23 protein-coding genes are annotated in these 25,798 nt (G+C 42.6%); 12 read left to right on the top strand and 11 right to left on the bottom strand.

Annotated elements, in window-relative coordinates; translation table 11 throughout:
- Positions 1-169 precede the first annotated feature (169 nt).
- On the bottom strand, positions 170-1,636 hold the full coding sequence (locus E5Y90_RS05170; RefSeq protein WP_174659597.1) for an NAD(P)H-hydrate dehydratase: 1,467 nt from the start codon (positions 1,634-1,636) through the stop codon (positions 170-172).
- Between the two features lie 23 nt (positions 1,637-1,659).
- Between E5Y90_RS05170 and queG the strand changes: the two genes are divergently transcribed.
- The 3 genes from queG (at position 1,660) to bioB (ending at position 4,226) form a co-directional block, all read left to right on the top strand.
- Positions 1,660-2,754: a tRNA epoxyqueuosine(34) reductase QueG gene (gene queG / locus E5Y90_RS05165; RefSeq protein WP_174659596.1), complete on the top strand. Its 1,095-nt coding sequence runs from the start codon at positions 1,660-1,662 to the stop codon at positions 2,752-2,754.
- Positions 2,755-2,860: 106 nt separating this feature from the next.
- Positions 2,861-3,058, top strand: a complete 198-nt coding sequence (locus E5Y90_RS05160) for a hypothetical protein (RefSeq protein ID WP_151206791.1) — start codon at positions 2,861-2,863, stop codon at positions 3,056-3,058.
- 145 nt (positions 3,059-3,203) lie between these two features.
- Positions 3,204-4,226 (top strand): biotin synthase BioB, encoded by a 1,023-nt coding sequence (gene bioB, locus E5Y90_RS05155; RefSeq protein WP_151206790.1) that lies wholly within the window; start codon positions 3,204-3,206, stop codon positions 4,224-4,226.
- 10 nt (positions 4,227-4,236) lie between these two features.
- Here bioB and E5Y90_RS05150 read toward each other — a convergent pair whose 3' ends face one another.
- The 6 genes from E5Y90_RS05150 to uvrB all read right to left on the bottom strand — a co-directional run bounded on the left by E5Y90_RS05150 (position 4,237) and on the right by uvrB (position 11,514).
- Positions 4,237-4,473 carry a hypothetical protein gene (locus E5Y90_RS05150; RefSeq protein ID WP_174659595.1) on the bottom strand — a complete coding sequence of 79 codons (237 nt, stop codon included), beginning with the start codon at positions 4,471-4,473 and terminating at the stop codon, positions 4,237-4,239.
- A gap of 608 nt (positions 4,474-5,081) precedes the next feature.
- On the bottom strand, positions 5,082-5,567 hold the full coding sequence (locus tag E5Y90_RS05145; RefSeq protein WP_174659594.1) for a VOC family protein: 486 nt from the start codon (positions 5,565-5,567) through the stop codon (positions 5,082-5,084).
- A 391-nt stretch (positions 5,568-5,958) separates the two neighbouring features.
- Positions 5,959-7,416 (bottom strand): glyceraldehyde-3-phosphate dehydrogenase, encoded by a 1,458-nt coding sequence (locus E5Y90_RS05140; protein ID WP_151204550.1) that lies wholly within the window; start codon positions 7,414-7,416, stop codon positions 5,959-5,961.
- Between the two features lie 234 nt (positions 7,417-7,650).
- Positions 7,651-8,595, bottom strand: a complete 945-nt coding sequence (rarD, locus tag E5Y90_RS05135) for an EamA family transporter RarD (RefSeq protein WP_174659593.1) — start codon at positions 8,593-8,595, stop codon at positions 7,651-7,653.
- 155 nt (positions 8,596-8,750) lie between these two features.
- On the bottom strand, positions 8,751-9,347 hold the full coding sequence (locus tag E5Y90_RS05130) for a lipocalin family protein (protein ID WP_151204554.1): 597 nt from the start codon (positions 9,345-9,347) through the stop codon (positions 8,751-8,753).
- 145 nt (positions 9,348-9,492) lie between these two features.
- Complete coding sequence (uvrB, locus tag E5Y90_RS05125; protein ID WP_151204555.1) at positions 9,493-11,514, bottom strand: excinuclease ABC subunit UvrB; 2,022 nt, start codon at positions 11,512-11,514, stop codon at positions 9,493-9,495.
- A 539-nt stretch (positions 11,515-12,053) separates the two neighbouring features.
- On the opposite strand from uvrB, the gene E5Y90_RS05120 reads away from it, so the two are divergent.
- Complete coding sequence (locus tag E5Y90_RS05120; RefSeq protein ID WP_174659592.1) at positions 12,054-12,842, top strand: hypothetical protein; 789 nt, start codon at positions 12,054-12,056, stop codon at positions 12,840-12,842.
- A 70-nt stretch (positions 12,843-12,912) separates the two neighbouring features.
- Here the strand turns inward: E5Y90_RS05120 and E5Y90_RS05115 are convergent, their stop codons facing one another.
- On the bottom strand, positions 12,913-13,092 hold the full coding sequence (locus tag E5Y90_RS05115; RefSeq protein ID WP_174659591.1) for a hypothetical protein: 180 nt from the start codon (positions 13,090-13,092) through the stop codon (positions 12,913-12,915).
- A gap of 424 nt (positions 13,093-13,516) precedes the next feature.
- On the opposite strand from E5Y90_RS05115, the gene E5Y90_RS05110 reads away from it, so the two are divergent.
- The 4 genes from E5Y90_RS05110 to E5Y90_RS05100 all read left to right on the top strand — a co-directional run bounded on the left by E5Y90_RS05110 (position 13,517) and on the right by E5Y90_RS05100 (position 16,859).
- A complete protein-coding gene (locus E5Y90_RS05110; protein WP_174659590.1) occupies positions 13,517-14,596 on the top strand; it encodes an OmpW/AlkL family protein in 1,080 nt (359 codons plus the stop codon).
- A 172-nt stretch (positions 14,597-14,768) separates the two neighbouring features.
- Positions 14,769-15,983, top strand: coding sequence for an MFS transporter (locus E5Y90_RS05105; protein WP_174659589.1), 1,215 nt, complete (start codon positions 14,769-14,771; stop codon positions 15,981-15,983).
- Positions 15,976-16,110 (top strand): hypothetical protein, encoded by a 135-nt coding sequence (locus E5Y90_RS17575; RefSeq protein ID WP_257234967.1) that lies wholly within the window; start codon positions 15,976-15,978, stop codon positions 16,108-16,110. The genes E5Y90_RS05105 and E5Y90_RS17575 overlap by 8 nt, the downstream gene beginning before the upstream one ends.
- Before the next feature lie 419 nt (positions 16,111-16,529).
- Entirely contained in the window at positions 16,530-16,859 is a 330-nt protein-coding gene (locus tag E5Y90_RS05100) for a four-helix bundle copper-binding protein (RefSeq protein WP_174659588.1), read from the top strand.
- Positions 16,860-16,985: 126 nt separating this feature from the next.
- Here the strand turns inward: E5Y90_RS05100 and sthA are convergent, their stop codons facing one another.
- Positions 16,986-18,401, bottom strand: a complete 1,416-nt coding sequence (gene sthA, locus E5Y90_RS05095) for a Si-specific NAD(P)(+) transhydrogenase (RefSeq protein ID WP_151203842.1) — start codon at positions 18,399-18,401, stop codon at positions 16,986-16,988.
- Between the two features lie 212 nt (positions 18,402-18,613).
- On the opposite strand from sthA, the gene lipA reads away from it, so the two are divergent.
- The 4 genes from lipA to E5Y90_RS05075 all read left to right on the top strand — a co-directional run bounded on the left by lipA (position 18,614) and on the right by E5Y90_RS05075 (position 24,608).
- Positions 18,614-19,627, top strand: a complete 1,014-nt coding sequence (lipA, locus tag E5Y90_RS05090) for a lipoyl synthase (protein ID WP_174659587.1) — start codon at positions 18,614-18,616, stop codon at positions 19,625-19,627.
- Positions 19,628-20,054: 427 nt separating this feature from the next.
- A complete protein-coding gene (locus E5Y90_RS05085) occupies positions 20,055-22,631 on the top strand; it encodes an acyl-CoA dehydrogenase (protein ID WP_174659586.1) in 2,577 nt (858 codons plus the stop codon).
- Positions 22,632-22,743: 112 nt separating this feature from the next.
- A complete protein-coding gene (locus E5Y90_RS05080; protein WP_174659585.1) occupies positions 22,744-23,136 on the top strand; it encodes a carboxymuconolactone decarboxylase family protein in 393 nt (130 codons plus the stop codon).
- Positions 23,137-23,633: 497 nt separating this feature from the next.
- A complete protein-coding gene (locus E5Y90_RS05075; protein WP_150378074.1) occupies positions 23,634-24,608 on the top strand; it encodes an IS110 family transposase in 975 nt (324 codons plus the stop codon).
- A gap of 53 nt (positions 24,609-24,661) precedes the next feature.
- Here the strand turns inward: E5Y90_RS05075 and E5Y90_RS05070 are convergent, their stop codons facing one another.
- Entirely contained in the window at positions 24,662-24,988 is a 327-nt protein-coding gene (locus E5Y90_RS05070) for a transposase family protein (RefSeq protein ID WP_267314042.1), read from the bottom strand.
- A 93-nt stretch (positions 24,989-25,081) separates the two neighbouring features.
- The gene (locus E5Y90_RS05065) at positions 25,082-25,261 is read right to left on the bottom strand and encodes a hypothetical protein (RefSeq protein ID WP_267314039.1); all 180 of its coding nucleotides are present in this window, start codon (positions 25,259-25,261) and stop codon (positions 25,082-25,084) included.
- Positions 25,262-25,798: the final 537 nt, after the last annotated feature.

Below are 25,798 nucleotides of genomic sequence, written 5' to 3'. Positions count from 1 at the left end.
GAGTATTTTCTGAATAATCTTTTCTGGGCCTAATATTATCACTTTGACTTAGCCGGTAGCTAAACTTCCGATATGGTCTTTCAGGTCCAGTTCAGTCACCTGCTGTTCAAACCAGCGGCAAATCCTATCCCCTTAAAATCACCAATCAGTAATTTTTAAGGTTGGCATTTTAGTGTTCTTCCCGGTTAATAACTTGATAAATCGTGTGCTTCATCTCCTGCGCCTGCAAACCGCGCTCCCCGGCTTGGGCCAGACTGTCTCCTGCTAGAGCATGCAAAGTCACTATGTCATGTAAACTGAGCTGATTGGCAAACTGTGCTTTCAGACTGGCAATCATGCCTGCCAAGACATCTCCCATACCTCCGGTGCCCATCCCGGCGTTGCCAGCAGTGCAAATATAGAGCTGATCTTCCAGAATCAGGCTACCTGCACCTTTAAGTACCCATTGACCCTGATAGTGTTTTTGCAGCTGCCAGATTGCCTGTATACGGTCTGCTTCGACTTGATCCGTATGACAACCCAGTAAAGTGGCTGCCTCGCCGGGATGTGGTGTGGCATAGGTTTTATGATTTAAATTTTGGGGCTGTCTGGCCAGAAACCATAATGCGTCTGCATCCAGCACAACTTCCAAATTACTTTGCTGAAGCAAATCAAACCAGGCGGTATATTGCTGTTCTGCCCATACATCACGCCCTAGCCCCATACCAAAACAGACTGCATCGACTTGCTGTAGTAGAGCTGCGCGCTGCTCTTGATTGAGCGCATTGATATCACGCACCATGATATTCGGTGCACGTGCTAAAATCGCTGTATGATGTCTAGCATTACAGATCACCGTCACTTTACCTGCTCCGGCCACAAAGGCCGCTTCAGCAGCCATCATCACTGCACCGCCCATATCGGCATGTCCCCCAATCACCAGAACATGACCATAACTACCTTTATGACCAAAGGCTTCGCGCTTCGGTAAATAAATATCAGTAGGTGCAAGCTGTGCCAGTGCTTGAAGCTCAGAATCGGCAGGAATGACCGAGATCAGCTCAACCTTGCCACTATATGCTTTGCCTTTTCCAGTAAATAATCCGGCTTTTAAGCCCAATACCGTGAAACAGTAATCGGCTTTGACGGCAACAGGCAAAGGCTGTCCGGTATTGGCGTGCAAACCGCTGGGAATATCAATAGACACTTTAAATCCGGGCTGCTGATTGATCTTCTGAATAATATGCTGCCAGTTTGTATCCAGTTTTCGGTTCAGGCCAATACCAAATAAGGCATCCACATAAACCTGATATTCTTTTTGAAAATTAAAATTTTGATAAATTTGTAGGCCCGCTTGCTGACTTTCCTGAACAGCGTAGTGCAGTTCTTGAGAGGGACCCGCTTCGGCAGCATAAATGTCTACCTGAAACCCAGCCTGCTTTAAATACTTTGCCACCAGATAACCATCACCAGCATTATTACCCTGCCCGCAACATACTGCAATTGTTCGGATTTTTTGAGTCTCGAATAAAGCAATCAAGCGCTGACTGATCAGCCAGGCGACCTGCTGCATTAAACCATACGTACTATTTTGCCGGGCAAACCAGCGCTGCTCCCATGCTTGTACATCCTGGCTATGGTAAACTGGAGACTGCATTTTTCCTTCCCTGCTTCTGGTTTATGACTACACCCACTTCTCAAGCGCAAATACCAGTTTATCAACACGATCCTGGCGAACTCAAAGCCTGGATCAAAGCGCAAGCACGAGAACTGGGCTTTTCTGATTGTGTCATTGCCAAACCGGATGCTCAAGCAGAATTAGCACGCCTGCAAGAATATCTAGATCGTGGTTATCATGGCGACATGAAGTTTCTGGAAGACAATCTGGAGAAGCGCGCCAACCCCGCATTACTGGTTCCAAATACCAAATCCATCATTTGTGTGAGAATGGATTATCTGGTAGAGGTGCCTGAGCCGCGCATGATTCCGTTTGCACCCAATTCCGCCATTATTGCCCGTTATGCACGGGGCCGTGACTATCATAAAACTATGCGCGGACGGCTAAAAAACCTGGCAGCCAAAATCCGTGAAAAAATAGGTGAATTTGAATCGCGGCCTTTTGCTGACTCCGCCCCTATTTTTGAAAAATCTCTGGCTGAAAGCGCAGGTATGGGCTGGACCGGAAAACATACCCTGCTAATCCAGCAAAAATCCGGCTCATTTTTTGTTCTCGGTGAACTGTTTAGCTCACTTGAACTGCCTTTTGATGAGCCTGCAACCAAGCATTGTGGCTCCTGTACTGCATGTATTGATATTTGCCCCACTCAGGCTATTGTAGAACCTTATATGCTAGATGCACGGCGCTGTATTGCCTATTTGACTATTGAGTATAAAGGAATTATTCCTGAAAACTTAAGACGTGAAATTGGTAACCGGGTCTTCGGCTGCGATGATTGCCAACTGATCTGCCCATGGAACAGCTTTGCCCAGACCACTTCCGTGGAAGATTTTTATCCGCGACATGGGCTGGATCAGCTTAGTTTGCTGGAGCTATGGAACTGGGATGAAGCCACTTTTTTAAGTTCAACCGAAGGCAGTCCAGTTCGCCGGACGGGCTACCAGAGCTTTATGCGTAATATCGCCATCGGCCTTGGGAATGCACCTTTTAGTGCAGCTATTTTACAGGCCTTAACTGAGCGGCGTGATCTGCATGATGAGCTTGTGCAAGAACATATCGATTGGGCCATTCAAGAACAACTGATAAAATCACGATAATTTTCAATTTTTACTTCGGTTCACACTTTTCCGTCAAAGCCTTACACATCTTTCCTTCAAGCTGTGGCATAAAAAAAGACAGACGGATATTAGACCGGAGGTGAATATGCAAAAATCATCTAAAGATCAAAATCAGGAACAGCTGGACCAACTGCAAGATCAGAAGCAGCAACAGCAGCAGCCACAACAAGGTCCACTTAACTCCCCAAAAAACAATCAGCACGAACAGGATGAGCGTATCTTGGACAAGCAACATCGTACGGATTTACAGAATCAGAATATTCATGGAAATCATCGCGAATAATCTCCAACTTAACAGTCCAATGCAAAGTCCACCTTGTGTGGGCTTTGTTTTTTCTATAAGGTCATATTTTGCTAATGAAGCTGCTCTAAGTTTTACTTAAGATGTAAGAATGATAAATCATATGGATAGATCCAAGGACAAAAATATGAGTACTCACCAGCCTTTACGGAATGATTGGTCACGAGAAGAGATAGAAACTCTGTATCAACAGCCTCTTATGGACCTTTTATTTCAAGCCCAGCGTACCCATCGTGAATATTTTGATGCCAATAGCATCCAGGTTAGTACCCTGCTTTCCATTAAAACCGGAAAATGTCCTGAAGATTGCAAATACTGTTCTCAGTCAGCGCATTATGATTCTAAACTTGAAGCTGAAAAACGTATTGCAGTTGAAAAAGTCATTCAGGAAGCCAAAGAGGCCCTAGCTTCGGGCAGCTCACGCTTCTGTATGGGCGCAGCCTGGCGCAATCCGCATGAACGCGATATGCCTTATGTACTGGAGATGGTTCGCGAAGTCAAAGCACTGGGGCTGGAAACCTGCATGACTTTGGGTATGTTAAATGCCTCTCAGGCTGACCGTTTAAAAGAAGCGGGGTTGGATTATTACAACCATAATCTGGATACTTCTCGTGAATACTATTCCCATATTATCAGTACTCGTAGTTTTGATGATCGCCTGAATACCCTGGATCATGTTCGTGGAGCAGGTCTAAAAGTTTGTAGTGGCGGGATTGTCGGGCTGGGCGAAAGCCGCAATGACCGTATTGGCTTATTGTTTGAGCTTGCCACCTTACCTATTCATCCGGAGTCTGTACCGATTAATATGCTGGTACCGATTGAAGGCACACCAATGGCAGATGTCGAGAAACTAGATGTTATTGAATGGATTCGCACCATTGCCGTAGCACGTATCCTGATGCCAAAGAGCTATATCCGTCTTTCAGCTGGCCGTGAATCTTTAACTGATTCCGATCAGGCGTTGGCTTTTATGGCAGGTGCCAATTCGATTTTCTCGGGTGAGAAGTTATTGACGACCCCAAATACTGCCAAAGGCCGTGACCAGCAGCTTTTTGACAAACTGGGACTTGTTGCCGAACAGCCTAAACCAAGTATCCGCACATTAGCCACCGATGCTATGGCTGATGAGGCCATTGCCAGCGCCTCATAATTCTTTCCTGTTATTCAGAGCTCACCGTCGCAAAATTATGGGCGGTGATCAAAATTCCGTAGCTTGCATTCAGATAGTCCCCTATTCGAACCTGATCAACACCATTGGCATGATAGACAGTCAGTTCTTGGGATAGCGCATCATAATGAAAGAAATCATAACAATCTTGATGCAAGCTCAGCCAGTGTAAAGTATCTGCTAAATTACTATCGACAATATATGTTTGTGCATAGAAATCTTTGGCCATTTTCTTCCGGTATCCGTTAAATTTTTCACGATAATTTTAACGGATATATATTCATGCACAAATAAAAAGTGAGCTGAAGCTCACTTTTTATATTTTTTATGCTCTTATCTTTAGTCTTTACAAGTCCCACACTTGCGACACTCCCGATCTGCCCCGATTTCCTCCATTTGCTGGTATTCATAAATGTGTAAACAAAATAGTTTTCTTAATAATTGAAGCATCTTAAAACTCCTTTCATTATTTTTTATAGGCTTCTTTGAATTATCTCCTCCTGAGATAAAGAGATTTTAATGAAAAATCTCTTACTATTTATTAACATAATTTCTTGCTTTGTAAAATACATTTTGTCCACTTTTTAATGTTTAAATCACTTGTTTAATACCGCTTCAACTTAAAGCTCAGACCAGACCCTGTTGGCAGTTTCTATTTAAATAACAACAGACTCCCAATTGACTGGTAAAAATGCCCTTCAAGAAAAAACTGAAAGGCATTTTTAGCTTAAAACCTTGCGCTAAAACCAGATGATGACATTTCTCCGATCTATATTCCTTAAAGACTTTTTAGCGATGCAGCTTAAAAGTAGATTACTCAGGCTGTGATCAATGCATTCAACCTCGAAAGGCTGCCTCAATTGCTGCAACATCAATTTTCTTCATCGTCATCATTGCATTAAATGCCCGCTTGGCAGCCATACGGTCAGAACTGGTAAATGCTCGCGTTAAAGCAACCGGTGTAATTTGCCATGAAATCCCCCACTTATCCTTACACCAACCGCAGTCACTTGCCTGACCTCCATTACCGACAATTGCATTCCAATAACGGTCAGTTTCACTTTGATCTTCAGTAGCGACTTGAAATGAAAAAGCTTCGTTATGCGTGAATGCAGGACCGCCATTAAGCCCAACGCATGCAACACCCAGCACGGTAAATTCAACAGTCAACACATCTCCCTCTTTTCCTGCAGGATAGTCTCCAGGGGCGCGATGAACCGCACTGACAAAAGAGTCCGGAAAGGTCTCAGCATAAAATTTTGCGGCCTCCTCGGCATTGTCATCGTACCAAAGGCAGATAGTATTCTTGGCTATATTGATCATTTCATCTCTCCTATAGAGATCAGGACATAGACTATTTTGCATGATTTTAAAGCCCTGCAGCTATCAGCCTAACCAAATTAGTACCGCACATTTGCTATATGTTACGCAAATCTGAATTAACTTTCTGATGATTATTTTTATATTAAATCGAGCTTATCAAAGCACTTAAGCCAGCGCTGATCATTGCCCTCAAAGCGAATGAACCACAGGATATTTTGAATCTTTCCAATGGTAATTTATTTTTTAATTTGATGTGGATCTAAACCAGTGGCTTTGTGGCAATAGGCAAGCGATAGAAAATGACATGTGGCAGCCATTCATAATCTACTATACATCTCACCCTAAAATAAAAAGAGCCTCATTTGAGGCTCTTTTTTTGACTAGAATCTAGTTATGCATTAGTTTCAGCTGGAATTTTTGGATAGCTTACGCCGCCCATCTGTTCAGCGATACGAAGTACTTGGCAGCTATAGCCAACTTCGTTGTCATACCATACATAAGCAGTTAAACGGTTACCTGAAGTAATAGTCGCTTGCGCGTCAAATACACCTGCCGTGCGCGAACCGATAAAGTCAGAAGATACAACCTCTGTAGAGTTTGTATAACCGATTTGACCTTGAAGGTTAGAATTAATTGAAATTTGACGAATGTATTCATTTACTTCATCACGATCAACTTCTTTATCCAAAGTCAGGTTCAAAATAGCAAGAGATACGTTCGGAGTAGGAACACGTACAGAGTTACCTGTCAGTTTACCTTGAAGCGCTGGAAGTGCTTTCGCTACTGCTTTAGCAGCACCAGTTTCAGTAATAACCATATTCAGCGTTGCTGCACGGCCACGACGATCCGCTTTATGGTAGTTGTCAATTAAGTTCTGGTCGTTTGTGAACGAGTGAACGGTTTCAACATGACCATTTAATACGGTGTATTTGTCATGTAATACTTTTAGCGTTGGAGTGATCGCATTGGTGGTACAGCTTGCAGCAGAGATAATCTTGTCTTCATCAAGAATGTCCGCCTGGTTCACACCAAATACCACGTTCTTCATATCACCTTTACCAGGTGCAGTCAGAATTACGCGAGCAACGCCCGAACATTGCAAGTGCTGAGCAAGACCTTCAGCATCACGCCATTTACCGGTGTTATCGATCACAAGTGCATTTTCAATGCCGTAAGCAGTGTAATCTACTTCAGACGGATTTGATGCATAGATCACTTTGATGAACTGACCATTTGCAATGATCGCTTCATTCTCTTCATCTACAGAAATTGTGCCTGCAAACGGACCATGGATAGAATCACGACGTAATAAAGACGCACGTTTTTCCAGGTCACCGTCAGATGATTTACGAACCACGATTGCTTTCAGATTCAAGCCACGACCAAGACCTGACTGGCTGATCATCAAACGTGCCAGGATACGGCCGATACGACCGAAACCGTAAAGAACGACATCTTTCCCTTCAACAGAAGTAGCACTGCCTTCAAGAGATTTCACGGCATCTGCAACAAAGGCATCAATATCGCCGCCTTTTTCTTTGTATTCAACAGCCAGTTTGCCTAGATCAATTTCAGCAGTACCAATGTTTTGCACTTTAACCAATGCTTCAAGAATTGGGAAAGTATCTACTACAGAAAGCTCAACATCTAATACGCGAGTACGGCGATGTGCCTTAAGAATCTGGATCACAGAACGGTTAATTAAAGAACGGCCGTAAACTGTAGCTACAATATTTTTTTCACGATACAACTGACCCATCAGGGCAATCATACGCTCCGCAAGTTCCTCACGGTTTTTCCAACGACCTTGGTGCTCTGCATGAAGGGCAACGATAGTGTCTTTACTCACAGATACGTCCTCTAATTAATTGTAAATCTAAGCATAAATTTCAAAACCTGATAATTGTAATGGAATTAGCCGCAAGTTTGAATCAAAAGCTGAATAACTCTTGAGGAAAATTTCGTATATTCACTATAAATTTTAAAAATAGCTATAATTAGTCAAATGATTTTGCTTTTAAAAATAAATGAAACAGCATATTTGGCATAGAAACAACTTTTTTGTTAAATGTTGTTTATTCATTCAATCCCGATCTGAAGGGTCCAAGTAGTCTGGATATTTTTCCAGATTTCGCGCCAGCTCCAAGCGCCGTTTATGCTGTTCCAGCAGGTACAGTACGCCTTCAATGACCAGTAGCAATACCGCCAGCCAAATGGAAATATAAGTCAGCCATTCACCCGCCCCAATCCGCTCGCCCAACGCCATAGACGCAAAGGCCAGCAACACAGGTTCCAAATAGCTGAGTAATCCAAAAATGACAAAAGGCAAATAACGGCTGGCCAGAATATAACTTCCCAGTCCTAATGCACTTAAAAAACCCAAGACAATGACCACCACAACAAGGTGCTGTGCTTCAAGAATCAGCTGCATGGAATCGCTATGAACAAAGCCCAAATAAATCGCAACAGGTAAGATTAAAAACAGATCCCACCAGAAACCGCCCAGATGATCAGTCTGGAATTTACGGCGCATAAAGAAATACAGCGGATACGCCAATGCAACATAGACCGTTTCCCAGGCAACGGCACCAACCCGCCAGATTTCATGTCCTACACCCAATATAGCAAGCGCTACTGCGGCTATCTGCCAGTGTGACAACTTTTCTTTATAGATTACACATCCAACCAGAACCATAACCAGGGGCAATAGAAAATAACCCAAGGAAACTTCCAGGCCACGCCCATTAATCGGCCCCCACAAAAACAACCAAAGCTGGGTGGTACATAAAAATGAACTAAAAAGTAACCAGACTAAAAACATCGGCTCTTTCAGAATGCGCTGAAAGATATGGCTGATATATTTTAAATCGCCTGACCACCACATAAATGCAGTCAGGAATGGAATGGTGGCCAGCATTCGCCAGGCAAAGGTCTGTTCGCTGTCCAAAGGCTGCATAAACGGGGTAAAAAGATACAAGACACCAAACACCACAGATGCCAGTACTGATAATGCGATCCCTTTATACATGCTTTTAACCTATAAAACTTCAGGCATATTATAGCGATTAGTCAAAAATAAAGCTTGAACATCCCGCTATTCAACTTCCTGAATATAAGTAAAAAAATCAGAAACAGCAGCCGTAAAAAAACCATGCTTGGACATGGTTTTTATGAGCTTAACTTTTAAGGCTCAGTAGTCTGAATCTGTTTGGTTCGGATCAGATCGCTTAAGTCATAACCTATCGATTGAGCATATTGCAGATATTCATTAAGCACCTTTTGATCAAGCTGTGGATCACGTGACAATACCCACATATATTTACGCCTCGGCTCTCCAACGAGTACGGTCTGATAGTGATCATCAAGTTTTAATACCCAGTAATCGCCACGACCAACCGGTAACCAGCGGATAAACTCGGGTAAGAAGCTGACCTTGAGTTTGCTATTGTACGGGGGATTCTGAATATATGCTTCCCCTAATGACTGCATCACCTGACCATTTTTCTGGACGCAGCGGTTATCTACAGTGACGTTGCCGTTTTCATTTAAGGTATAAGTAGCCGTGACATTACGATCACACTTTTGCTGAAAAACAAGCGGCTTACGCGCCACCTCATACCAGGTTCCCAAGTAGCGATCCAGCTCTACCTTTTCAACGGTAGGCAATGGCGCTTTTTGTGCATAGGACATCGTCGCCATACCCAAACCAACCAGCACTGCACCACCCACCGCAATTTTTGCAAGTTTAAACCCCGCACGAGGGATATTTTTATTTTTCATATCTATACCTATGACACGAGTCTGATCACAATTTGTAAGCAATTTTATAAACTCACCTTAACGTGCTTCAATCCGGTTTTATGTAGCATTATGTTAGATTTATGCTTGATTTTAAGCGGACTATAGGATGAATGGTGAGTGAGTTTTAGCTCAGCATCTGGGCTTTCAGGCGTAAAATTTCATCACGAATCCGCGCAGCCTGCTCAAACTGCAAATCCTTGGAAGCTTTGAGCATTTCTTTTTCCAGCTTACTGATATGTTTAGCAAACAGTTTCGGGTCCGCCATAATATGGCGTTCATCTGCGCTAATTGCACGTGCCTGATCAGAAGCTTTTAAGGTGATTGAATCATCACTTAAGTCTTCACCCGTATCAATTTCCTTAATGACCTGACGCACAGCGCTACGCGGTGTAATTCCATGTTCTTTATTAAATTGAATCTGTTTGGTGCGACGGCGATCAGTTTCATCAATGGCTTTTTGCATCGAGTCAGTAATACGATCTGCATACAAAATCGCTTTACCTTTCAGGTTACGCGCAGCCCGACCAATCGTCTGAATGAGAGAACGCTCTGAGCGCAGGAAGCCTTCTTTATCGGCATCGAGAATTGCAACCAGGGACACTTCCGGCATATCCAGACCTTCCCGTAGCAGGTTAATGCCGACCAGTACATCATAAACACCGGTACGCAGCTCATGAATAATTTTGACACGCTCCACGGTATCAATGTCTGAGTGCAGATAAGCCACCTTCACCCCATATTCTTTTAAATAAGAACTGAGATCTTCGGCCATGCGTTTGGTCAAAGTCGTTACCAGCACCCGCTCATCGAGATCTTTACGCAAATTAATTTCAGACAATACATCATCGACTTGAGTCAGTACCGGACGAATTTCAATTTCCGGATCAATCAGACCTGTCGGGCGCACCACCTGCTCGACAATCTGCTGGGATTTTTCCAGTTCATAACGTGCAGGCGTGGCACTAACATACACCGTAGCAGGAATAATACGTTCCCACTCTTCAAATTTCATTGGGCGGTTATCCAGTGCACTTGGTAGACGGAAGCCATAATTCACCAGATTTTCTTTACGGGAACGGTCACCTTTATACATGGCGCCAATTTGCGGTACGGTCACATGCGATTCGTCAATAATCAGCAAGGCATCATCGGGAATATAATCAAATAAAGTTGGAGGTGCTTCGCCTGCCGGACGACCGGACAAATGCCGAGAATAGTTTTCAATGCCATTGGTATAGCCGAGCTGCTGCATCATTTCCAGATCATAACGGGTACGCTGCTCAATCCGCTGTGCTTCAAGCAGCTTGTCATTTTCACGAAAAAATACCAAACGTTCTTTCAGCTCTTCCCGAATCGTCTCAATAGCTCGTGCCAGATTGTCTTTAGGCGTCACATAATGACTTTTTGGATAGATCGTAACCCGTGGCACTTTACGAATCATTTTTCCGCTTAAAGGATCAAACCAGCGGATCGAGTCAACTTCATCATCAAACAGTTCAATACGGATAGCATCCTGATCCGACTCTGCCGGGAAAATATCGATGATTTCGCCGCGAATCCGATAAGTACCACGTAAAAATTCAAGCTCATTACGGGTGTATTGCATCTCGACCAGTCGGCGAATAATATCATCGCGGCTGATCCGGTCTCCTTCTACCACATGTAGTAACATGCTCATATAGGCATTCGGATCACCCAAACCATAAATTGCAGAAACCGAGGCGACAATAATCGCATCACGGCGTTCCAACAATGCACGTGTGGCAGAAAGACGCATCTGGTCAATATGGTCATTAATGGCCGAATCTTTCTCGATAAATGTATCGGAAGATGGTACATAGGCCTCAGGCTGATAATAGTCATAATAACTGACGAAATACTCAACCGCATTATTCGGAAAAAATGCCTTAAATTCCCCATAAAGCTGTGCAGCCAGCGTTTTATTATGTGCCATGACAATGGTCGGACGCTGGGTACGTGCAATCACATTGGCCATGGTATAGGTTTTACCAGAACCTGTTACTCCAAGCAGAAGCTGATCGTGATAGCCCTGTTCAATTCCCTTCACCAGCTTTTCAATGGCTTGCGGCTGATCACCCGCAGGTTGATAACTGGTCACTAGTTCAAAGGGCTTTTTATCACTCATAGCTTCAATAAATTCACTGCGGATATCGATGCAATTTATTATGAGGGCAAATCTGAATTACTCAATCCCTGGCCAGGTTTCTGTTTGGTAAATAAAACAATATTACTATTCATTATTGGCTAGCACTTTAATCACGATCTCGCTTGACAAATCATCAAAAAAAATTAAAATTATGAAAGTAATATCTACAAAATCATAAGAAATAGACAAAAAATGAAAGATCAAGAATATCGAGAAATCGCTTTTAAAAATCAGTTTCGCTATATGGGCACTGTCATATTTTGTGTGGGTCTTTTCTATTTGCTTCTGGTCATCGAGACCTTATTGAATAAATATTTTTTATAAAAGATGTCACTTATGCAAAACAATAAATTAAGCATTTTCAGACAACAACTCTATTTAGGTTTGATCGGTATCCTATTCTGGATTATTGGCGGAATTTTGACGTATCTGTTTGGGTAGCTCTGCAACAATAATGCCTTGACCCTTATTGATTTCAAAGGCAACATGAAGCTAATCAGGACAGCGAATAAAAAGCCATGACTTACCATTATCATAATGAAAGTATTGTTAAATCCCTGCCAGAAAACACTGTTTTTGTATTTGGAAGTAACATGGCAGGCCAGCATGGTGGAGGTGCTGCTAGAACAGCACTAGAACACTTTGGTGCAGTAATGGGTGTGGGGCGTGGCTGGTCCGGTCAGAGTTATGCCATTCCGACCATGAATGAGCATTTACAGCAAATGCCGTTATCGCAAATTCAGCACTATATTGATGACTTCAAGCTTTACACCAAGAACCATCCTAAAATAAAGTATTTTATTACTTCAATTGGATGCGGTATTGCCGGCTATAAAGTCGAAGAAATCGCGCCCATGTTCAAAGGCATTTCCCATAATGTCATTTTGCCGCAATCGTTCCGTCCTTTTGTAGAAAAGCCGCTCCCTAAAGTGACAGCAAAGTTTCTGCATACCATTTTTCGAGACTCTGTGATTTTCACGCCGGCCACAGATGAACTGATTGAAGTCCTTGCCCTAAGTGAAAATGAAAAAAGTCTGGCCAAAATCCTTTTAAATACCCAGACTTATCCAACAGATAGCAATGGACGAGAGCGGGTTTTTGAAATTGAAGATATTCTGCACAATCTAAGAGGGAAAATATTTGATTTTCAAGATAACTCAGAAGGTGCAATGTTATTTGGCGCGGTGATTTTGGCTTTATTAGAGCTGTATAATATCAATGAAAAAGACTTTATTGATGTCTGGAAGGGGGAACGGGAAATTTCGCCGCCCAAACCAGAAAATAAGGCACGTAAAAGTTTAAGATAATTCAAAAAGTATAAAAAAAGCCATGATCCTCATGGCTTTATTATGTCCGACGCTCTAATGTTTAGAGTGCTTAACGTTTTCCCATCGCACGACGGGTGCCACGTGGTGGCATCCAGGTACGGTCTGCATAACGCTGAGGTTTTGGTCTCAGATCTTCCAAGACTTCCTCTGCAGCAGACTGCTCGGCCTGTTTTACAGGAAAGGGCAAATTAACCAGCGGCTTTTTTTTGGGAGAATTTTGCGAATTCATGTGATCTACTCAATAATTTATGCGTTCTATTGTACAAAAAAATGAGCACTCCTGGGTACAACTCGTTCTAGTTAAATTTCTCACTTTCTTGGCTCAAAATTAAAATAAAAGCCTTTTTAAATCTCAAAATCTATATATTTTTTTCAAAAAAACTTCATAAAAAAGCTAGAAAATGCTAATTTCCAGGTTCGATGCAAGCTGAATAAGCAAAGTTTGACCCGCTCAGAAATTCAATTTTTACCCTATATCCCACTTGTTATTACACAAAAACCTCACAAATTAACCCAATAGTCATACTGCTTACCAAACACAACCCGTTCGTTACTTTTAGCTACTTGTTCAGCAGCTGAGTTTTTTGATGATATTCACATAAATTGTTCAATACAAAAACAAAGAAACACAACGAACATGGAGTTCTGGTTTAATGAAAACAATAATGTTTTGTATGGCAGGTATGGCCTCTTTACCCGTGCTTGCACATGCAAATTCACCTTATTTCAGCTTGCAAGATGGGGATGGCTTTAAACGCTTTTCTGTATCCGTCGGTGCCTTACATGTCATGCCACAAGGCAAAGCTCAACCTTTTAAAGTCAATACGGCGGTCGAGAATGGGAAAAGCTATACCAATGGCCCTATTCAGGTAGACACCGTTTTAAATAATCTTGATCCAAATGAAAAACAGGAAGCAGTCAAAATTTTATTAGAAGGAATTGGCTTTTTTACTGGAGGCACATTACCTGCTGGAATGAGTGGAACGACACAGATCAATGGTCTTTCTGAATGGAACAATTCTGGGAGTGGCTTAGAAGCAGATGATGTGACCACCTTAGGGATCATGACCAACTACTTCTTTACCGATAATGTTTCTTTCGAAATGAAAGCCGGTATTCCCCCTAAAGTTGATCTGCAAGGAAAAGGGAAGATTTTTGCTCCTTTCTCTGGCACTGCTACTCCTACACTGGGAAGCATTACCCTTCCACTAGAGATTGAGTTAAAGAAAGATATTGAAATTACAGACTTAGAAGCTTATGGTGCAGCCGCTTCTGCACGTGCCTGGACACCTGCTTTTGAGTTTCAATACCACTTCGGAAAAACTGGCGTGAATAAATTCCGCCCCTATGTTGGCTTAGGGTTGCTGTATGCTTATTTTAATGAGCTTGAAATTAACCCTCGAACAGAACAAGATCTGATTGCTGCCGGACATATGATTGCAAATATTCTCGATGGGAAAGCGGGCGCATCTTTAGAAAATAAACCAAATAGCAAGGCAAATCCAAAAGTAAAAGTCGAAGCTTCGGATACCTTCGCTCCGGTTGCCACTGTCGGTTTTACTTATGATTTTAATGACCGATGGTTCGCGGTAGGTTCACTGTCTTATGCTCATTTAAATAATGAGACAACGATTACTGTCACTGACTCAACATTCGGGAAACTAATTGAATCTAAGGCAGAAATTGAGGTTAATCCTATTCTCGCTTATGCAGGTATTGGTATTCGCTTCTAGCCCTCTTGTGCTAAAAAGCAGAGCATGGACTCTGCTTTTTTATAATCTACTTTAAGCTATAAAACTTTAAATTTTCATAAATAAAAATTATAATTCAATTAATTTTTATTTTATCGCCTCCCCTGATTGAATCGAATACTATAACAATTAACTCTATATTCACGACGCACTTATGGCTGACAGTCAATTTTCCAGAACACTCATTTTTATGCTAATTGGTGCTGCCATAATTTTGGCACTGTCCTTAGGTATCCGTCATGCCTTTGGACTCTATCTGATGCCAATGAGCGAGGAGTTTGGCTGGGGTCATAATGTTTTTAGTCTGGCAATTGCCATGCAGAACCTGATCTGGGGTGCAGTCCAGCCCGTAACTGGCGCCATTGCTGACAAATATGGCAGTAAAATTGTCGTTGCGGTGGGTGGAGTCTTATATACACTTGGTTTGCTGCTCATGGCAGTCAGTTCGACGGGGCTATTATTAAACCTGAGTGTGGGAGTGATTCTCGGATTAGCCTTATCTGCGACCTCATTTCCGGTATTATTATCTGCCGTAGGTCGGGCAGCTCCGCCAGAAAAACGCAGTCTGGCGATGGGTATTGCCAGTGCAGCCGGTTCCTTTGGCCAGTTTATTATGCTGCCTTCGACTCTGCTCCTTTTACAAAATGTAGGCTGGTCAGCCGCTTTGGTGGTCAGTGCCATTTTAATTGCCCTGATTATCCCCTTGGCCTGGATGCTAAAGGCACCTATGTATGTTGATCCAAATGCCGTAGCTACTGCATCTAAAAGCCCGCTTAGCTTTAAACAGATTCTTGTGGTCGTTAAAAATCATAAACCGTTCTGGTTTCTGGCCATGGGCTTTTTTGTTTGTGGTTTTCAGGTGGTTTTTATTGGCATTCACTTACCTGGCTACCTGATTGATCATGGCTTTAATACCACGACAGGTACGGCTTTCTTGGCACTGGTGGGACTGTTTAATATTGTAGGGACTTATACTGCCGGCTGGCTGGGCGGAAAATATTCCAAGCCTCATTTGCTGATGGGATTATATGGCCTGCGGGCGATTGCGATCGGTGCTTTTTTACTCCTGCCTTTAAGCACCTGGACGGTATATGCCTTTGGTATCATTATGGGGCTGTTATGGCTCTCTACCGTACCATTGACCAATGGTATTGTGGCAAATATGTTTGGGGTAAAATACCTGACAATGCTGAGTGGTATAGTATTCTTTACCCATCAGGTCGGTTCGTTTTTTGGTGGATGGCTCGGTGGTCTTAACCACGATTTAAGCGGTAATTATAATGCAGTCTGGATGCTGTCGATTGCTTTGAGTATTTTCGGGGTATGGGTGCATTTCTGGGTTAATGAGGAGCAAATTGTCCATGACTGATTCTACTGCGCTACTAAAGCTCTTGATCATCGTTGCCCTAATCTTATTACTGATTCTGGCTATTCTGCTCTGGAGTCAGACACCCCAGCTGTTTGAATATTTTAATCAGGCTTTTTGCGCGCACTGATTGGCAAAAACTCAAAGATGCAACCTGTTCTAAGTGTTTGTAAAATTAGTCTTGTCCAATCTAAAAACTCCGACCCATTATTTATTTTTATATAATTTTTCATAAAGTTATAAACTCTTTAGATTTCATAGACGCTGAATTTTCTCACATTACCGCTACTAAAAACTCATCCGCCTGCGATAATGGCCGAAGCCATTAATCCGTATTTTTTACCATTCAAATTCTACTCTATTGATTTGATTTTTAAGAGTTATTCAGTTTATATTTCTGCTGGCTTAAATTTAAACAAGCGGCAATCTACTTCTAAAATTACGTAACAAAACCTATGATTATTTTACTTTTCCTCACCTAATCCGCCTAGTGTATATGCCTTTTTCTGATTAGCTTATTCCTAAATCCAATCACTCAAGGAGAGGAAGATGAATGATATCCAGTTTGCAGATTGCGTGAAAACCTGTATGACCTGTTCCCTTGCCTGTACCTATTGTGCAAGTGCCTGTTTAAAAGAAGAAGATCTGGAGATGATGCGGGAATGTATTCAACGCTGTCTGGACTGTGCAGATATTTGCCAGCTCTGTGCCCGCATGGAGCAGAAACAATCTCATTTTATGAAAGAAATTTGTGAGCTTTGCGCTCAGGCCTGTGAATACTGCGCAGAAGAATGCGGCAAACATGAGCATGAACACTGCCAGCAATGTGCAGAAGCTTGCCGTCGCTGTGCGGTTGAATGCCGAAAAATGGCTGCCTGATCATTCACAAAGAAGTGTAGAACAATTACTTTAGTCAAAATTTTAAAGTTAAAAAAAATCAGAAAAAACAAAAATCCCTCAATCTGCTTTGATTGAGGGATTTTTATTGACAACTGAACCGGGTGATTAGAACAGACGGTTCATGCCATTTAATGTTGCTACACGATAAGCTTCCGCCATAGTCGGATAGTTAAAGGTGGTTTCCACAAAATACTTGATGGTATTGTGCGGGCTGTTCATCACAGCCTGACCGATGTGGATAATTTCTGAAGCGTTATTACCAAAACAATGTACCCCTAAAACTTCTAAAGTTTCACGATGGAACAAGATCTTCAATTCCCCAACGGTATCCCCGGTAATCTGCGCGCGTGCCAGATGACGAAATGACGCCTGCCCCACCTCGTATGGGATTTTCTCTTCGGTTAACTGTTGTTCAGTTTTACCGATAGATGAAATTTCCGGAATGGTATAAATTCCTGTTGGAATATCCGTAACTGGTGCGACGTTTTCCTCACCGTTCATGTTTGCACCGGCACAGCGGCCCTGGTCATAGGCAGCAGAAGCCAGTGAAGGCCAGCCAATCACATCACCCGCAGCATAGATATTTTCAACTTCGGTCTGATATTGATCATTCACCGTCAGTTGACCACGGCTATTTGGTTTCAGGTTCACATTTTCCAGGCCTAAACCATCCGTATTACCTGAACGACCATTACACCATAAAATGGCATCTGCTTTGATTTTCTTGCCACTTTGAGTATGCAAGATCACATAGTCATCTGAAGTTTCCAGGAAGTCGATCTGTTCATTGTGACGAATTAACACGCCCTGCTCACGCAAGTGGTAAGACAGTGCATCAGAAATTTCATCATCTAGGTAGCTGAGCAACTTCGGCTGCGTATTAATGAGATCAACCTTATGACCCAAGCCGATAAAGATCGAGGCATATTCACAACCAATTACCCCTGCACCATAAATAATAATTTTTTGAATGGTAAAATCCAGCTCCAGAATTTTGTCTGAATCAAAGACACGCGGATGATTGAAATCAAGAATATCCGGACGGTATGGACGAGAACCGGTCGCAATCACCAGTTGCTGGAACATGATCGTTTCTTTAATCCCATCGGGTGCAAAGACAAAAATGGTATTTTGGTCCTGGACATAGGCACGGCCATGGTAAATATCAATTTTGTTACGGTCATAGAAGCGTGAGTGAGTGTCTACCTGCTGCTGAATGACTTTATGTGCATTGCGTAGCACTTGCTTCATCGTGAACTGTTTCCAGTCTCCTACTTTCTGGAACATTGGATCACGTTGATAACGGATAATACTGGATACCGTTTGACGCAATGCCTTACTTGGAATGGTTCCTACATGAGTACAGTTACCACCAAGTTGTTCACGCATATCAACGATTGCAACACGCTTGCCAGATTTGGCAAGTTTCATTGCCGCGCCTTCGCCCGCAGGGCCCGAACCTAGAACTACCGCATCGTACTTAACGAAAGTCCCACTAATGACCTCTTTCTTACGTGGCATTCAACGCTCCTTAAAATTAAAAAATTTTGCTTTAATCTACGCTATATTATGACGTAATTGCTGTCAGTTTGGTGTATTTAACTTACATATATTGTGTGATAAGAACATTTTTTAAATGAATAACCCTTTTCGCCCTATTTTGCCCAAGTTTCGTTATAATAAAAAAATACTAATGGTGATTATCTCCCTTCAAAATAGTGGAAAAGTTGAATATGTCTGAGAACCGTAAACCTGAACAGGGGGTCAAACTTCGCGGCGCAGAGAAAGTCGCTCGTATTCCTGTAAAAGTTGTTCCTACGGTTGAAACGCCTCGGAAGCCCGACTGGATTCGGGTCAAGATGGCAGCTCCGGAAGAAGTTCAGCGTATTAAAACTACACTTCGTCAGCAGAAACTGCATACCGTCTGTGAAGAAGCTGCCTGTCCGAACCTGCCTGAATGTTTTGGCGGCGGTACGGCAACCTTTATGATCATGGGAGATATCTGTACCCGTCGCTGTCCATTCTGCGACGTGGCTCATGGTCGTCCAAATGCGCTTGATCCGGATGAACCGCGCCATATGGCGGAAACCATTGCCAATCTGGGGCTAAAATATGCAGTGATTACCTCCGTAGACCGTGACGACCTGCTCGACGGCGGTGCACAGCATTTTGTGGATTGTATTAAAGAAGCACGTACTTTAAGTCCAAATACCCTGCTAGAAATTCTGGTACCTGACTTCCGTGGCCGGATGGATATCGCGCTGCGTATCATGACCGAATGTCCCCCTGATGTATTTAACCACAACATTGAAACTGTGCCACGTTTATATAAAGCCATGCGTCCGGGTTCTGATTACCAGCACTCGTTAAATCTTTTGAAAATGTTTAAAGACTACTGCCCGGATATTCCAACCAAATGTGGTCTGATGGTCGGTATTGGTGAAACGGAAGAAGAAGTCATTGCGCTACTCAATGACCTGAAAGCACATGAAGTCGATTATGTGACCATTGGTCAGTACTTGCAGCCATCTAAACAGCATGCTCCAATTGACCGCTTTGTTACCCCAGAAGAATTTGAACGCTATGCTGAGCACGGCCGTAAACTGGGCTTTAAGAATATCTGGTCTGCACCTATGGTACGTTCAAGTTACTTCGCTGACCGTCAATATTACGGTGAACCTGTCCCAGCAGTACGCCGCAAAACTGACCCGGCTAAAAAAATTGCAGTTCAGACGATTGAAGCTTAAAAAGCTTTAAAGCCAAAGCCCTCTAAATTAGAGGGCTTTTTTGTGTGTATTTAAATAAATCTCGTTTTAGCACGTTTAAAGACCATATCTATAAAAGAATTTAATGGGCTGAATGATCGAACAAAGATATTTACTTTGATTGGTTTTTAAATCCTCTTACGCCTACTAACTAAAAATTAAGTCATTACTTATCTTCACATTTCTTTGCGCGTTCTCACTTGAAGAGTGTTCATTTTTCAAACAATCTCAAAAAATAGCTAAACGACTTAACGATATCGTTGAAATACTTGAAAACGATAATTCTCACAAGAACAATGCTGCGCTTGCCTGATTCTCAAATGATGCAAAAAGAGTTGTGAAATATTGCGAAATAAAGAGGAGGAATTCAGGCAAAGCTACTGTTGCATAACGCTGGAGAAATATAACAATGTTCTTTATTTTCGCTGTACTGCTTCTACTCCTGAGTTTATGGGCTGTTTTCTATTTTCAGCTCTCACGTAGCAGTGGAACCATCGTGCTGCTAGTCATGTCGATGGTATGTACCTTTATCAGTCCCTGGTCACTCCTTCTGGGTATTCCACTCATTCTCATCAGCCTAGTACTGCTCGTTGCACCTTTACGCCTGTCACTGATTTCCAAACCGGCGTATAAGACACTCTCGAGTGCTATGCCCAGCATCAGCCCAACAGAACGCGAAGCACTGGACTCTGGTACCAGCTGGTGGGAAAAAGAACTATTTATGGGTGCTCCAAACTGGGAAAACTTTAATAACTATCCTTATCCAAAACTATCACTTGAAGAACAGGCTTTTCTGGACAATGAGGTTGAAACCTTATGCAGTATGCTGGATGAATGGGAAATCCATGAGCAAAAAGCTTTACCTGACGCTATCTGGGCATATATTAAGGAGCACGGTTTCTTAGGTCTGATCATTCCCAAGGAATATGGTGGTCGTGCATTTAGCTCCTTCGCCCAAAGCAGGGTCATGAGCAAAATTTCCTCACGTTCTCTTACTGCAGCGGTTAGCTGCATGGTGCCCAACTCGCTTGGACCAGGTGAGCTGCTCTTACATTATGGCACCGAGGAGCAGAAAGACCGCTATCTACCTGGCCTGGCCAAAGGTGAGGAAATTCCCTGCTTTGGCTTAACCAGCCCCGAAGCTGGCTCAGATGCTGGTGCCATCCCCGACACCGGCGTGGTTTGTTATGGTCAGTTTGAGGGTCAGGAAGTGTTAGGCCTTAAAATGAACTTTTCTAAACGCTGGATCACCTTGGCACCGATTGCCACTGTCATTGGTCTGGCTTTTAAAATGTATGATCCCGATCATCTTTTGGGTGAACAGGCCGAGTACGGGATTACCTGTGCTCTGCTCCCTGCGAGTCATGAAGGTGTGAAAATCGGACCACGCCATAATCCTGGCTCGCCATTTATGAATGGTACAGTTGAAGGCAAAGACGTATTCATTCCGCTGGACTGGATTATCGGTGGGGTGAAAAATGCCGGTAAGGGTTGGCGCATGCTGATGGAATGCCTGGCGGTAGGCCGTGGTATTTCCCTGCCTGCCCTGTCTACCGCTAGTGCCGAAATGACTTACTTGAATGTCGGCGCTTTTTCTCGCATTCGCCAGCAATTCAAGATTTCAATCGGTAAATTTGAAGGTGTGCAGGAAGCCAATAGTGAAATTGCCAGTGATACCTATATGCTGGAAGCATTCCGTTATCTGGTTACATGTGGTCTGAATCAGGGGGGTAAGCCTGCGGTCATGACGGCCATGGCCAAATACTATGCCACTGAAACCATGCGTAAAGTGGTAAATCATGGCATGGATGTGGTCGGTGGCCGTGCTATTCAGATGGGTCCACGTAACTTTTTGGTTTTAAATTACCAAGCCATTCCTGTCTCCATTACTGTAGAGGGTGCCAATATTCTGAGCCGCTCCCTAATGATTTTTGGTCAGGGTTCTATGCGCTGCCATCCTTATCTGTATGAGGAATTACAGCTATTACAGGCAGAGGATCGGACAACTGCCCTACAGCCTTTCGATAATTTACTGTTCCAGCACCTCGGCTATACGTTTAACCGCGCAGCCCGCTCTCTGGCTTATGCTTTTAGCGGTGGTTCAAGTAATGCGCCTCAAAGCGCGACTGATTTTACCCGTGCTTATTACAAGGTCATTAACCGTCTGAGTGCCAACTTTGCTCTGACTGCCGATATGTGTCTGGGTTTATTGGCCGGCGATATTAAACGCAAGGAAATGCTATCTGGGCGTCTGGCTGATATTCATGCGCATCTCTTTATTGCTTCCTCCATCTTGAAATACTTTGAACACAGCAAAAAGACCGAGGCTGAGCGTTTACATGCTCAGCTGGCGGTAGAGAAATCACTTTATACTGCACAAGAAGGATTTTACGACCTGTTTGCAAACTTCCCACGAGGGAGCGCAGCAGCTATGGTGAAGTTAATATGTTTCCCATTTGGCCGCCCACTCAAAAAGCCATCAGATCAACTGAGACAGCAGGTGGCCATGAGCATGATGGAAGACAATGCCTTCCGTCAGTCTTTAAAACAACATGTTTATTATAATACTCTAGAAGATGATATTACCGGGCGCATGGAATCTACCTTTAATATGTTACTTGAAATAGAACCGCTCTGGGATCGTTTTAAAAAGGCCGAATCTAAAAATCAGTTTAAAGGCCTGAGTTTTGAAGAGCGGCTCATAGATGCACAGCAAAACGGTTTTATTGATGAGCATGAAGCTGAACAGCTGCGTCATTACAATGCCAAACGTTATGACAGCATGCTGACGGATATTTTTGACCTGGAACTTAAAGAGGTACTAGAACTGGATAATCCACATCTGTCGCAAGCCGCCCAGCCGGAGCCAGAAATAGCGGTTGAAAACGGACTCTATAAATCCTCTTCTGCGCCTGTGGCCTCCCTTGCAAAAGATGAACATCACAATCATAAAGAACCGGAAGAGGAACCTTTCATGCGCTTTTAAATAAAAGCCTTAAAAAAGTGGCGCAACCGCCACTTTTTTTACGACCATCTGACTATGGGTATCAACGATTAAAAACGTTAAGCTAGACTGATAATGAATGTGAGGGAAGATAATGTCACAACAAGATTATGAAAATGGCCTGAAAGTCCGTACTGAAGTGATGGGCGCAAGTTTTGTGCAACGTGCTCAGGAAAATACCGTGCCTTTTACCCAGCCGTTACAAGACTGGATTAATGAGCATGCCTGGGGTTCGACCTGGCAGCGTGAAGGTGTATTGCCACGTAAATACCGCTCTCTGATTACGCTTGCATTTCTTACCGCACTCAAAAGCCCAACCGAACTTAAAGGCCATGTTCGAGGTGCCTTGAATAATGGTGCGTCTGTTGAAGAAATTCAGGAAGTCCTGCTCCATAGTCTGCCTTATTGTGGCGCACCTGCGACACAGGAAGCCTTTCGCGCAGCACTTGAAGTAATTCAGGACTATCAGGCAAACCAGCAGAATTAAATAATCCGTTTATCTTATGGCAATAGCTTAAGCAGGATTAAAATTAACAACATACTTAGGCTATTTTCAAGTTAAAGACTTGAAGATAAAATTTCCCCCTTTAAACATATATGTATGCCGGGCATATTTATCAGCCGAGCCATTCGGTCAGTTACTCCAGATTTATTTCTCAGACTTCAGATAAAAATATAACCGGACTACCAATCTTCCCGATATAAATGAATATATCGAATCCTGCTTCCTTAATCATTCTAAAAATTGAGCAGTATAGTAGACCTTGTATCTTGGAGCTTGTAGTGATTAGCTTCCACTATATGCAAATTGTAGAGTTTGTAATAGACCTAAGACTTTTAGTCTGTGAAAGAGATAAAACCTACAATTTGCCCTAACCACTTGCACAACTCTGGACGGTAACTAAGCACTTTGATGCTGTATTCACAAGAAAAGACGGTGGTTATGCTAAAACAATAATTGGATAAATAAAGCAGGTAAAGATTATGTTTTATCTTGGTATTGATGTTGCTAAAGCTAAAATTGATTGCTGTTTAATTTTAGAAAATTCTGCAAGTAAAAAGAAAACCAAAACTTTTTCAAATACACCAAAAGGTTTTGAGCAACTTCAAACCTGGCTAAAGCAGCATGCTGCAACTTCTACGCAGACCATTATCTTAATGGAAGCCACATCTATTTATCATGAACTCTTGGCTAAATATTTATTTGATGCGGACTATCAAGTCTGTGTAACCAATCCTGCCAGAGCTCGATATTTTGCTCAGAGTATGTCTAAGCTAAATAAAACAGACAAGGTGGATAGTGAAGTTCTAGCTCGATTTGCGATGACTGCCGATCTACATTTTTGGCAACCTTTACCCCAACCTATTCAATTTCTGAATGCTTTGCTAGATAGAAGAGCTGTGCTTTGTGAAGATTTACAACGTGAAAAGAATCGTTTGGAAAAAGCAGAGTCTACCTTCACGATGGAACCTGTACTTCAGTCTATCCATAAGAGTATTAGGCAGTTAAACAAGCACATTCAGGGTATCGACCAGCAAATTGATGCTCATATCGATCAGAATCCTGATTTAAGAAATGATAAAGAACTGCTCAGCAGTATTCCAGCTATTGCAGATCGAACCAGTTTATTAATGCTCAGTTTCTTGCGCAGCCATACTTTTGAAAGCGCTAGTCAAGCGGCCGCCTTTGTTGGCTTGGTCCCCATTCAAAAGCAATCAGGTAGCTCCATTCATGGCAGAAGCCGTTTATCCAAAGCGGGCTCTTCCAAAATACGTGCCGGTTTATATATGGCAGCCATTGTCGCAACTCGGCATAATCCCCACATTAGAGGGATGAATGAAAGATTATTGGCCAATGGTAAAACCAAAATGATGGCGATTGGAGCTGCGATGAGGAAGTTGGTTCATCTTTGTTATGGTGTACTCAAACACCAACAACCTTATCAAGCGGATTATTGAGCATGAATTCTCAATAATTTGCTTGACGTTTCAGACGGTATCTCTTTCATAAATCATTTTTTACTCAGTTCCAAATTATAGATTGCCGCAATTAAATTGAATCTTAATCCCAGTCTTTTGCCTCGATTGCGATATTGCTCAGCAAGAATTTTGAAGGTTTTTAAGCGACCAAATACATGCTCAATTGCTATTCTTCTTTTGTTGATTTCCTGATTATAGATTTTTAGTTCAGTATCCAGTTTACAGCGCTTCTTTGCTTTTAGAGGCAATAGGCTATTTGGATACACTGTATAAATTCCCTGATAGCCCTTATCTGCAAGGATAAAGGCACCTACAGGAATCTGATTCAAGTTGCATTTAAAGAGTTCAAAATCATGTATTGAACCGCGATCAGCGCATAAACTCAGGATTTTTCCTGAGTTTTATAATGAATGATGACCTGTACTTTGAAGGTGTGCTTCTTTTTCTTGCCGCTATAGCTTTTCTTCTGTTTTTTTAGGCCTTTGGATTGGAATTTCTGTGGCATCTACGATCACCACATTCCAGTCAATGCCTTCGCCTTCAGGCAAATTCTTCGGTAGATTAAACAGATTAGACTTAATGAAACAATCCTCTACATGGCGTACGATTCTTGAAGCAGTGGGCTCTGACACGCCATAATTTGTTGCGACATGGAACAAGGTTCGGTATTCACGCCAATAACTTCAGCACAGGAGGATCTGATCCTCTAAGCTCAATTTAGGTGGTCTGCCTTTGGCAGGAACATGCATCTTCAATTGCTCAACCATTAAATCAAAGGTTGACCATGAGATGCCTGTGTATCGCTTGAACTGTGTTTCAGAAAGCTTCTTTGAATCGATGTATTCCATCCGCAGATTATGCACGAATGCCAAGAAATCTGGAGTGCAAATATCAACCAAAAAGAAGATCATTTTTTGATTTATGAAAGAGATCTAGTTGTCATCATAATCGCCTCTATACCATCATCAAACCTGTTGAAGCTCTGAGAGCGGTAAGCAAGAAATATTAGAACTATAGCCGACACTTATTAAAACGATAATAAAATTCTGGTACTTCAAAACCTAAAAAGTCTAGCTCAACTCACATGACTGACCAAGCCTGAATATTATCTGTGGATATAATACTGGGGAAAAATGATCAGTACTGCTGTACTACTTTCCCCGACAGAT

The sequence above is a fragment of the Acinetobacter sp. 10FS3-1 genome, assembly GCF_013343215.1.
Lineage (GTDB): Bacteria > Pseudomonadota > Gammaproteobacteria > Pseudomonadales > Moraxellaceae > Acinetobacter > Acinetobacter lwoffii_C.
The sequence above is the reverse complement of the archived record's forward strand: the minus strand, read 5'-3'. Positions and strand labels throughout refer to the sequence as shown.

Bases quoted from the DNA above. Each gene is read 5' to 3' on its own strand.
- E5Y90_RS05115 (WP_174659591.1), bottom strand. From the start codon at position 13,092: ATGAATTCGCAAAATTCTCCCAAAAAAAAGCCGCTGGTTAATTTGCCC.
- E5Y90_RS05170 (WP_174659597.1), bottom strand. From the start codon at position 1,636: ATGCAGTCTCCAGTTTACCATAGCCAGGATGTACAAGCATGGGAGCAG.
- E5Y90_RS05130 (WP_151204554.1), bottom strand. From the start codon at position 9,347: ATGAAAAATAAAAATATCCCTCGTGCGGGGTTTAAACTTGCAAAAATT.
- bioB (WP_151206790.1), top strand. From the start codon at position 3,204: ATGAGTACTCACCAGCCTTTACGGAATGATTGGTCACGAGAAGAGATA.
- E5Y90_RS05150 (WP_174659595.1), bottom strand. From the start codon at position 4,473: ATGGCCAAAGATTTCTATGCACAAACATATATTGTCGATAGTAATTTA.
- E5Y90_RS05075 (WP_150378074.1), top strand. From the start codon at position 23,634: ATGTTTTATCTTGGTATTGATGTTGCTAAAGCTAAAATTGATTGCTGT.
- queG (WP_174659596.1), top strand. From the start codon at position 1,660: ATGACTACACCCACTTCTCAAGCGCAAATACCAGTTTATCAACACGAT.
- sthA (WP_151203842.1), bottom strand. From the start codon at position 18,401: ATGCCACGTAAGAAAGAGGTCATTAGTGGGACTTTCGTTAAGTACGAT.
- uvrB (WP_151204555.1), bottom strand. From the start codon at position 11,514: ATGAGTGATAAAAAGCCCTTTGAACTAGTGACCAGTTATCAACCTGCG.
- E5Y90_RS05120 (WP_174659592.1), top strand. From the start codon at position 12,054: ATGACTTACCATTATCATAATGAAAGTATTGTTAAATCCCTGCCAGAA.
- E5Y90_RS17575 (WP_257234967.1), top strand. From the start codon at position 15,976: ATGACTGATTCTACTGCGCTACTAAAGCTCTTGATCATCGTTGCCCTA.
- E5Y90_RS05110 (WP_174659590.1), top strand. From the start codon at position 13,517: ATGAAAACAATAATGTTTTGTATGGCAGGTATGGCCTCTTTACCCGTG.
- E5Y90_RS05080 (WP_174659585.1), top strand. From the start codon at position 22,744: ATGTCACAACAAGATTATGAAAATGGCCTGAAAGTCCGTACTGAAGTG.
- E5Y90_RS05085 (WP_174659586.1), top strand. From the start codon at position 20,055: ATGTTCTTTATTTTCGCTGTACTGCTTCTACTCCTGAGTTTATGGGCT.
- E5Y90_RS05105 (WP_174659589.1), top strand. From the start codon at position 14,769: ATGGCTGACAGTCAATTTTCCAGAACACTCATTTTTATGCTAATTGGT.
- lipA (WP_174659587.1), top strand. From the start codon at position 18,614: ATGTCTGAGAACCGTAAACCTGAACAGGGGGTCAAACTTCGCGGCGCA.
- E5Y90_RS05100 (WP_174659588.1), top strand. From the start codon at position 16,530: ATGAATGATATCCAGTTTGCAGATTGCGTGAAAACCTGTATGACCTGT.
- E5Y90_RS05160 (WP_151206791.1), top strand. From the start codon at position 2,861: ATGCAAAAATCATCTAAAGATCAAAATCAGGAACAGCTGGACCAACTG.
- rarD (WP_174659593.1), bottom strand. From the start codon at position 8,595: ATGTATAAAGGGATCGCATTATCAGTACTGGCATCTGTGGTGTTTGGT.
- E5Y90_RS05145 (WP_174659594.1), bottom strand. From the start codon at position 5,567: ATGATCAATATAGCCAAGAATACTATCTGCCTTTGGTACGATGACAAT.